This is a genomic window from Roseburia lenta (assembly GCF_014287435.1).
GTDB classification, from domain to species: domain Bacteria; phylum Bacillota; class Clostridia; order Lachnospirales; family Lachnospiraceae; genus Pararoseburia; species Pararoseburia lenta.
Map to the genome: position 1 here is coordinate 757,534 of NZ_JACOPG010000001.1, position 6,177 is coordinate 763,710.

General features: G+C 45.8%; 5 protein-coding genes and 8 tRNA genes. 2 read left to right on the forward strand and 11 right to left on the reverse strand.

Annotated elements, in window-relative coordinates:
• Window positions 1–55 precede the first annotated feature (55 nt).
• The 3 genes from H8R94_RS03855 to H8R94_RS03865 form a co-directional block, all read right to left on the reverse strand.
• Window positions 56–451: a PH domain-containing protein gene (locus H8R94_RS03855; RefSeq protein WP_118280718.1), complete on the reverse strand. Its 396-nt coding sequence runs from the start codon at window positions 449–451 to the stop codon at window positions 56–58.
• Between the two features lie 104 nt (window positions 452–555).
• Window positions 556–1,941, reverse strand: a complete 1,386-nt coding sequence (locus H8R94_RS03860) for an MATE family efflux transporter (protein ID WP_118280717.1) — start codon at window positions 1,939–1,941, stop codon at window positions 556–558.
• A 69-nt stretch (window positions 1,942–2,010) separates the two neighbouring features.
• Window positions 2,011–3,864, reverse strand: coding sequence for an ABC-F family ATP-binding cassette domain-containing protein (locus tag H8R94_RS03865; protein WP_186853940.1), 1,854 nt, complete (start codon window positions 3,862–3,864; stop codon window positions 2,011–2,013).
• 204 nt (window positions 3,865–4,068) lie between these two features.
• On the opposite strand from H8R94_RS03865, the gene H8R94_RS03870 reads away from it, so the two are divergent.
• Both H8R94_RS03870 and H8R94_RS03875 read left to right on the forward strand, forming a co-directional pair.
• A complete protein-coding gene (locus tag H8R94_RS03870) occupies window positions 4,069–4,356 on the forward strand; it encodes a cysteine-rich small domain-containing protein (protein WP_118280715.1) in 288 nt (95 codons plus the stop codon).
• Window positions 4,346–4,984, forward strand: a complete 639-nt coding sequence (locus H8R94_RS03875) for a hypothetical protein (RefSeq protein ID WP_186853941.1) — start codon at window positions 4,346–4,348, stop codon at window positions 4,982–4,984. Before H8R94_RS03870 ends, H8R94_RS03875 begins: the two co-directional genes overlap by 11 nt.
• Window positions 4,985–5,032: 48 nt before the next feature.
• Here the strand turns inward: H8R94_RS03875 and H8R94_RS03880 are convergent.
• The 8 genes from H8R94_RS03880 to H8R94_RS03915 form a co-directional block, all read right to left on the reverse strand.
• Window positions 5,033–5,106 (reverse strand) — tRNA-Arg (locus H8R94_RS03880).
• A 75-nt stretch (window positions 5,107–5,181) separates the two neighbouring features.
• Window positions 5,182–5,265 (reverse strand) — tRNA-Leu (locus tag H8R94_RS03885).
• 165 nt (window positions 5,266–5,430) lie between these two features.
• Window positions 5,431–5,503: transfer RNA gene (locus H8R94_RS03890), tRNA-Val, on the reverse strand.
• Window positions 5,504–5,507: 4 nt separating this feature from the next.
• Window positions 5,508–5,581, reverse strand: a tRNA-Asp gene (locus H8R94_RS03895).
• A 39-nt stretch (window positions 5,582–5,620) separates the two neighbouring features.
• Window positions 5,621–5,694, reverse strand: a tRNA-Ile gene (locus H8R94_RS03900).
• A gap of 8 nt (window positions 5,695–5,702) precedes the next feature.
• A tRNA-Thr gene (locus tag H8R94_RS03905) sits at window positions 5,703–5,775 on the reverse strand.
• Window positions 5,776–5,861: 86 nt separating this feature from the next.
• A tRNA-Glu gene (locus H8R94_RS03910) sits at window positions 5,862–5,933 on the reverse strand.
• 40 nt (window positions 5,934–5,973) lie between these two features.
• Window positions 5,974–6,046: transfer RNA gene (locus tag H8R94_RS03915), tRNA-Asn, on the reverse strand.
• Between the last annotated feature and the right edge of the window lie 131 nt (window positions 6,047–6,177).

Consider the following 6,177-nt stretch of genomic DNA (forward strand, 5'->3'; position numbering starts at 1 on the left):
TCTTTCGGGACACTCCTTTTGCCATAAGGAGCGTCCCTTTTTGCTTTATACCTTCTTAGTGCAGATCCTCATCATCGTCATCAGGATCGCCGTCATTGTCAAACATAGACTCACGGTTGATCACACGCTTTTCTACACGATTTTTCTCCACTAATTCTGACAGACGTTCTTTGACCTCTGCCGCATTTTTTACACTGACGATCTCAAAATCCGCCATGCTCTTGTCTGCGGAACATACCTGAATGGTTCCCACGCCAAAGATCTTTTGTCCCAGCGTACGGGTCAGTTTCACATCCAGAATACGATACAAACGTACCTCATCCTCTACCGTCGTAAAAAAACCGGTCTGGACAAACAGACGATCCTCCGTCAAAGTATATTTTGTAAAACTCAGTGGCAAGCCAAATAAAGTTCTCTTGCGATCACTCCAAATTACATTTCTCTCAGCCATATCTTCTCCTTTGCGCTCCAATCCCAGCCCCAAAACCTCGGTTTCGTGGCATATCTTTACTCCTAGTATACGTTTCCTTGCCTTACTGCGCAAGTAAGAATTTTCTATACCATCTGCACCAGCCAGACATTGCTTTTCACCATAAAGTAACCAATGATGACCTTGATCAGTTCGGTCGCCTGTACGAAAAAGTAAATGCTTACGATGCCAAGCCCCGTAAAATGCGCCAGCACATATGCCACCGGTACCACGACCACCCAGGTAAAGACGGAGTCAAACAAAAAGGTGACAAAGGTCTTTCCCCCGGAACGCAGGGTAAAATAAGAGGCATGCGAAAAGGAGCAAAACGGCATGATCATGGCAGATACCGCAATGAAATTTGCCGCCAACGATTTGATTTCATCCGTAGTGTTATAAATACGCGGGAAAAAGCGTCCCAGTACAAACATGCAAAAAGCCACAATGACACAGCAGAATACACTGAAAGCGATCATCTTGTTATCGGCATCCTTGGCTTCCTCCAAATCTCCCGCTCCCAGATACTGCCCAACGATAATGCTGATGCAGGCTCCCAGTTGGATATAGACGATATTAAAGAGATTTGTGATCGTTGCCGCAATATTGACACCTGCCACAACAGCAATGCCGCGGATGGAATAGCACTGGTTGACCGTCGTCATACCTGCTGCCCACAAGACTTCATTGATCATAAGGGGCAGTCCCTTGACAAGGATTGCTTTAAGTTCGGCCTTCGGTATGCCGAATCCCCGGTAGGCTCCCTCCAGATAGCGGTTTTTCGTCTGGTGGGTATGCGCCCATAGGATCACGATCCCCGCCTCAATATAACGCGCCAAGACCGTTGCCAGTGCGGCTCCCACAACGCCCAATTTGGGAAATGGTCCGATTCCAAAGATCAGAAGGTAATCTAAGACTGCATTGGAACCTACCGCCACAAAACTTGCGATCATCGGCACCATGGTCTGTCCTGTTTCCTTGATATTGGTTGCATAAGACTGGTTGACGGCAAACGGTATCAAACCAAACAGCATGACCGCCAGATATTGCAGACCATATTTTAAAGCCACTTCTGTCGCTCCGCTTCCTGTCGTATCTGTCAGATATAAAGAGATCAACTGGCTTCCTCGACTTGCAAACAAAGTCATGGCAATGACCGTGACCAGCAAAGTCGCATACAACTTAAAACGGAAGGAATACATATGCCCCTTGTGGTCGCCCTTACCAAAATACTGAGCGCCAAAAATGCTCGCCGCGGATGCCGCGCCAAAGATCGCCAGATTGTAGACAAAAATCAACTGGTTGACAATGGCAACGCCGGACATCTGCTCCGTGCCCAATTGTCCCACCATGATATTATCCAAAAAACTGACCAGATTGGTAATGGCATTCTGTAGGATCATTGGCAGCGCCAGATATAAATAACGCCGGTAAAATGCCCCTGTCCCTATGTATTTTTTCTTAATCTTTTCCATCAAAACTTACCTCTTTCTCTTTGCTTATCTGTGCCAAACGGGACAGTCCATGTGGCAAAAGGAACGTCCCTACTGTGCTGCGATCTTAGCCGCCAGATCCTCTAAATGTTCCCAGCGCTCCATTTTTTCTTCCAGAGTCTGCTCGACTTTCTTTTTCTCCTCCAGCAACTCACCTAATTTCACGGAGTTGGTCGCATTGGCAGCCATATCCTCATCTAATTTTTCCAATGCTTCTTCCAAGCCTGCAATGTCATCCTCGATACTTTCATATTCCCGCTGTTCATTGTAAGTAAATTTCAGTTTCTTGCTCTGTTCCTTTTGCATTTTATAAGCCTGGGCACCGGACAGATTTGCCGTTTCTTCCCCAGTCTGCTGACCTGTCTTGTCTTTTTCCCCCGGATCCGTCAGACTCTCCCCGCCATAGGTCTCATAATATTCCTGATAAGAGCCGTTAAAAAGGGAGATTTTTCCTGCCCACTCAAATACCAGCATATGATCGACCACGCGGTCTAAGAAATAGCGGTCATGGGAAACCGTGATCAAAATCCCCGGAAATGTGTCAAGATAATCTTCCAAAATACAAAGGGTAGAAATATCCAGATCGTTGGTCGGCTCATCTAAGATCAAAACATTTGGTGCTCCCATCAGTATTTTTGCCAGATAAAGTCGTCTTTTCTCGCCACCGGATAATTTTCCGATCATCTGGTACTGCAAAGAGCCTGCAAATAAAAACTTTTCCAACATCTGTGACGCAGAGATATAGCCGTCTTCCGTGCGGATATATTCGGCGGTATCCTTGATATAATCAATGACACGCTGTCCCGGATCCATATCCTTTGCCTCCTGCGCATAATAACCGATATTGACCGTTTCCCCGATCTCAATACGTCCTTGATCCGGCTGCACTTCTCCCATGATCATCTTTAAGAGGGTGGTCTTGCCGCAGCCATTTGGTCCCAGAATGCCAATACGGTCTTTCTTCAAGAAATGATAGGTAAAATCCCGGATCAGTGGCTTTCCCTCATAGGCGATTGCAATATCATCCATCTCGATCGTTTTATTGCCCAGACGCGTCGACAGACTGCCAATCTCCACCTCCGTATCCACGGCTACCTTTTCCTCATCGCGCAAAGCCTCATAACGCTTAATATGGGCTTTCTGCTTGGTCGAACGCGCTCTTGCCCCACGCTGCATCCAGGCGATCTCCTTGCGCAGGATATTTTGATGTTTTGCCTGCGTAGACAGCGCCATCTCCTCCCGCTCTGCCTTAAGCGCAAGAAATCCTTCATAATTTGTTTTGTATGAATATAATTTTCCTTTATCCAGTTCCACGATACGATTGCAGACCAGATCCAGAAAATACCTGTCATGCGTGATCATGATCAGACTACCCCGATAAGACTTGAGCCAGCCCTCCAGCCATTCTGTCATATTGTGATCCAAATGGTTGGTCGGCTCATCCATGATCAGAATCTCATTTTTTGATAAAAGGACGGCTGCCAGGGCAACCTTTTTCTTTTGTCCCCCGGATAAATGATCGATCGGCTGATTCAGGTCCGTAAAGCCCAGACGGTTTAAAATACTCTTGGCTTCTCCCTCCACGCCATAGTCTCCGGAAAGGCTGGTATCTCCTGCTATGCCATGCATCTGGTTCTGTCCAATGACATATTCCAGGATCGTCTGTCCCGGTGCAAATTCCGGATTCTGTGGCAGATAATTGATCACCACATGATTACCCTTGGTATATTCCCCGGTATCCCCTTCCTCGATGCCTGCAATAATGCGCAAAAGGGTTGATTTGCCTGTACCGTTAATCCCGATGATGCCGACTTTTTCACCATCTTCCAGACTAAAATCGATCCCATCAAACAGGACCTTATCGGTATATGCCTTCGTCAGATTTTTTATAGTAAGTAAGTTCATTTTTTCTTCCAATCCTCCACGAGTAACTGTCGTTTTCTTCCGTTTGGTCTTCCATCTATTGCTATTTACATGGTCACTATAACCATGATATTTCCAATATGCATGCCTACTTAGAATACCACAATTTGAGCAAAGAAACCACCGGCAGGCAGACTTATATGATCTTTTCTTTGAACTTTATGCAAAATAGGGTATGATAATCTCATGAGTCAATATTATAAATTTTTTCAGAATAAAAAATGTGAATATTTTCCCTGTCATAAGGGCATCCCGGAGGCTGACTTTAACTGTCTTTTTTGTTATTGTCCGCTTTATGCTCTGGGCAAGTCCTGTGGCGGGAACTATGAATTTTTAGAAAATGGAGTCAAATCCTGTATGAACTGTGCCTTTCCCCATCATCGCAAGAACTACGACCTGGTAAACGCACGTTTTGGGGAAATTGCAGATCTTATCAAACGCAATGGGGAGGAGGATGGATCTCATGAAGTGTAAACTGCTGCCCAAATTATCCACCGGCGATTGGAAAGATTTTTGCGACCGTTTTCATTTTCCTGCAAAGGAATTAAGGCGGATCCAGGCGATTTATCAGGCGCTCCTGCCCCTGGTCGATTGCTATGCCTATTATTCTTTAAAGCAGGATCTCCCCGGGATTTCCCTTTCTCACTATGCCTATGGCTTTGTGACCTTAGGGAATGGTGTTGATGAATTTTCGGAACTCTATCTCAATCATGAACAGATACAGGAGGCTTATATCGTGGATTGTATCAGCCTCCTGCTCCTCTCTAAGGCATACGAGGACTTTGCCCATATGATCGAAGGTGAAAGCAGCCTCTACCTGGAAAAATTGTCATTTCTGGGCGATGACTATCCTTTGGATCTGCTTCCACAGATCTATGATAACCTTAATCCAGGTGACATAAGCCTGACTGAGAGCAATATGCTAAGTCCCTTAAAGACCGCCACCCTGATCCTGCATTTAGATACCAAGCGCCACGCGGCATTAAATCAATTATGCAACTCCTGCGACACTTGCAAGAACTTTTCCTGCCCATCACGAAAAGTCTCTGCCAAGCAGATTCCCCGCACTTATGGGGCTATGCAGATATTTCATAAGAAATAGGCTATAACAAAAAGGACAAGGTAAACTGCCTTGTCCTTTTTTGTAAGACGTGCGTGAGAGGATTCGAACCCCCGACACCTTGGTCCGTAGCCAAGTGCTCTATCCAGCTGAGCTACACACACATACTATTTATACGTTGCTCACACAACATATTTAATTATACATCTTTTTCTTGGTTTGTCAAGGAAAAAATGAACTGCCGCAGACCGGAATCGAACCGGTACGATGTCACCACCACAGGATTTTAAGTCCTGCGCGTCTGCCAGTTCCGCCACTGCGGCTTGTTACGAGCACTTAACGAGAACAAGCATAGCGCCGTTCGAGTTTAGTGCGATACATACTTGACCCTTAGTGATGTTCGAGCTTAGTAGTCAAGTGCTGTTACGAGCACTTAAAGTGCTACTACTATATGACATATGATGGTTCAAATCAGATGACATATATAATGGGACCTATAGGGCTCGAACCTATGACCCTCTGCTTGTAAGGCAGATGCTCTCCCAGCTGAGCTAAGATCCCATAACGACCCAAGCGGGACTCGAACCCGCGACCTCCGCCGTGACAGGGCGGCGCTCTAACCAACTGAGCCATTAGGCCAAATAAAAGAAATCGAGTACAAAACCTTTAACTATAGAGTGGACCTTCGGGGACTCGAACCCAGGACCGACCGGTTATGAGCCGGTTGCTCTAACCAACTGAGCTAAAGGTCCAAATTAAAAGCCGATGATCGGACTCGAACCGATAACCTGCTGATTACAAATCAGCTGCTCTGCCAATTGAGCCACATCGGCCTGTTATGAGCACTTAACGAAAACAAGCGTAGCGACGTTCGAGTTTAGTACGATACGTATTTAGTCATAAGTGCTACTTCAATCAGTGACTCCGACGGGAATCGAACCCGTGTTACCGCCGTGAAAGGGCGATGTCTTAACCGCTTGACCACGGAGCCATAAAGATATAGCGCAGAAATATATCTGCGTAATAAAAAACTCCCCCTGTTGGACTCGAACCAACGACACTGCGGTTAACAGCCGCATGCTCTACCGACTGAGCTAAGGAGGAATATAAAAGGTATAACACCTTCAAAATTTCATACAGATTCTTTGAATCAAACCTTCTTGGTTAAGCCTTCGATCTATTAGTAACAGTCAGCTACATGTATTACTACACTTCCACCTCTGTCCTATCTACCT